Genomic DNA, 2531 nt, shown 5'->3' on the forward strand with positions numbered 1-2531 from the left:
TGCACGAACCCGCTGCGCGGGATTGGCGTGCGCGGTGAGGTCGAGACGTAGATACGAGGTTTGCGCCTGAGTTGAGCGCCGCCTGAGGCGGGCAGACCATCGAGGCTCCTTCAACTGAGGAGTCATACGATGAACGATCTCATACCGGTTATTGCCGCGAGCCCGCTTCGCCAGCGCCTGATCGATGACATGACCCTGCGCAAGTTCTCGCACGAGACGCAGCGCAACTATCTCCGGGATGTCGGGCGGTTCGCGACCTGGCTGAGGCGATCGCCGCACACCGCGACCGCAGAGGATCTCCGCCAGTTTCAGATCGAGCAGCAGGAGGCCGGCGTGCCAGCGCCGACCATGAACAGCATCGTCGCGGCGCTACGGTTCTTCTTCACCCAGACGCTTGATCGGCCGGACCTCGCGCGCAAGCTGGTCCGCACAGCCCATGCTCGCAAGATCCCGGTCGTGCTGACCCTGGCCGAGGTGAAGCGCTTGCTGGAGGCGACCACCTGCCTCAAGCATCAGGCCGCACTCTCGGTCGCCTATGGTGCGGGCCTGCGCGTCGCCGAGGTCTCCGCGCTCAAGGTGAGCGATATCGACAGCAACCGCATGCTGCTGCGGATCGAGCGTGGCAAAGGCGGACGGTATCGCAACGCCATGCTGCCCGAGGGCCTGCTCCCGCTGCTGCGCGACTGGTGGCGAGCGGGACGGCAGCTGGGCGTCATGCACGCGGATGGCTGGCTCTTCCCCGGCCGCAACGCGGCCGTGCCGATCAGCACAAGGCAGCTCTACCGCGTCGTCGTCGAGGCGGCAGCGGCGGCGGACATCGCCAAGCGCGTCGGGCCGCACACCCTGCGCCACAGCTTCGCGACCCACCTGCTCGAAGATGGCGTCGATATCCGCGTCATCCAGGCGCTGCTCGGGCATGCCAAGCTCAACACCACCGCATTCTACACTCAGGTCGCCACGAAGACGATGCGCGCGGTGATCAGTCCGCTCGACCGACTGGCGCTTACCAATAGCGGAGCCGAGCCGGACGGCTGACGCCGGTGGCGACGATCGAAGTCGCCGACATCTTTCGCACGGCTGGGCCAGCCTATCGGGTCGCGCATGCCGGGCACCTGAGCCTGCACCAGCTCAGGATCATGTCGGCGGTCGAGCAGTGCCGCACCGCGGCCCTTGGCGGTCACGTCGAGGCCTGCACAGACTGCGGCCACTGGCGGATCGCCTATAATAGCTGCCGCAACCGGCACTGCCCCAAGTGCCAGGGTGCTGCTGCACGCATCTGGCTCGCCGAGCGCGAGGCCGATCTGCTGCCGGTCGGCTACTTCCATGTCGTGTTCACGCTGCCGGCCGAGGTCGGCGCTATCGCCCACCAGAACAAGGCGATCGTCTACGACCTGCTGTTCCGCGCCGCCTCCGAGACGATGCAGATCATCGCCGCCGACCCGAAGCATCTCGGCGCCCGCATCGGCATCACCGCCGTGCTCCACACCTGGGGCTCGGCGCTGACCCATCATCCCCACATCCACATGATCGTGCCAGGTGGCGGTATCTCGCTCGATGGTGAACGCTGGATCTCGGCCCGGCCCGCGTTCCTCCTGCCGGTGCGGGTGCTTGGCGCCCTGTTCCGCCGCCTGTTCCTGACCCGGCTGGTCGCGCTGTACCACGCAGGTCGGCTCGGGTTCTTCGGTAACATCGCTCACCTTGACGAGCGCAGGGCATTCCTGCGCCACCTGTCGCCGGTCCGGAAGAAGCGCTGGGTGGTCTATGCCAAGCCGCCCTTCGCCGGGCCCGAGGCCGTGCTCGCCTATCTGGCGCGCTACACCCACCGGGTCGCCATCTCGAACCGCCGCCTGCTCCGGTTCGATGAGGCGGGTGTGACGTTCCGCTACAAGGACTATCGCCGTGGCGGCGCTGATCGGCAGCAGGTGATGACGCTCGCGACCGATGAGTTCATCCGCCGGTTCCTGCTGCATGCTTTGCCCAAGGGGTTCCACCGCATCCGCCATTACGGCCTGCTCGCCAGCGGCACGCGCAAGAATAATCTCGAACGGGCTCGCCATCTGCTCGCAGTCGCGCCGCCGCCCGCCGACGACATCACCTCCGCACCGCAACCAACCCTGCCACCTTGTCCGTGCTGCGGCGGGCACATGATCATCATCGAGATCGTCGAACGCCGTTATCAACCGCGCGCGCCACCCGCCTTTGCCAGCTCACCCGGGAGATCAGCGTCGTGATCCGGCACGGCTCGCCCACAACGACCCTCGCCGTGACCGTGCTCCGGGGAGCGATAACGGCTGCATTGAGCCTGACCGAAAGCAGCCATTGGCCCGCCAAAATCGGACGGTCCGACTTTCGGCATCAACACCGCCGTCTGAAAAGCAGAAGGTCTGCTATCGATTCCGGCCGCATATCGGCAGCGTCCACCACCGCCCGGCACCCACCGATATCGAAATCCCCATAGAGCATCGCCTGCGGCCCGCGGGTTCGGGCACCGAAGACTTTCCGACGCCTGGCGGCGTCCGAAACTCTCAACG

The 2531-nt window shown here is 66.6% G+C and carries 2 protein-coding genes; both read left to right on the top strand.

The features are described 5' to 3' along the window. The first annotated feature begins 129 nt into the window (after window positions 1-129). Window positions 130-1035, top strand: a complete 906-nt coding sequence (locus OO12_RS05405; protein WP_034157642.1) for a tyrosine-type recombinase/integrase — start codon at window positions 130-132, stop codon at window positions 1033-1035. Beyond that, on the top strand, window positions 1032-2231 hold the full coding sequence (locus OO12_RS05410) for an IS91 family transposase (RefSeq protein ID WP_443024545.1): 1200 nt from the start codon (window positions 1032-1034) through the stop codon (window positions 2229-2231). The genes OO12_RS05405 and OO12_RS05410 overlap by 4 nt, the downstream gene beginning before the upstream one ends. The last annotated feature ends 300 nt before the right edge of the window (window positions 2232-2531 follow it).

It is taken from the genome of Sphingomonas sp. ERG5 (assembly GCF_000803065.1).
GTDB lineage: Bacteria > Pseudomonadota > Alphaproteobacteria > Sphingomonadales > Sphingomonadaceae > Sphingomonas.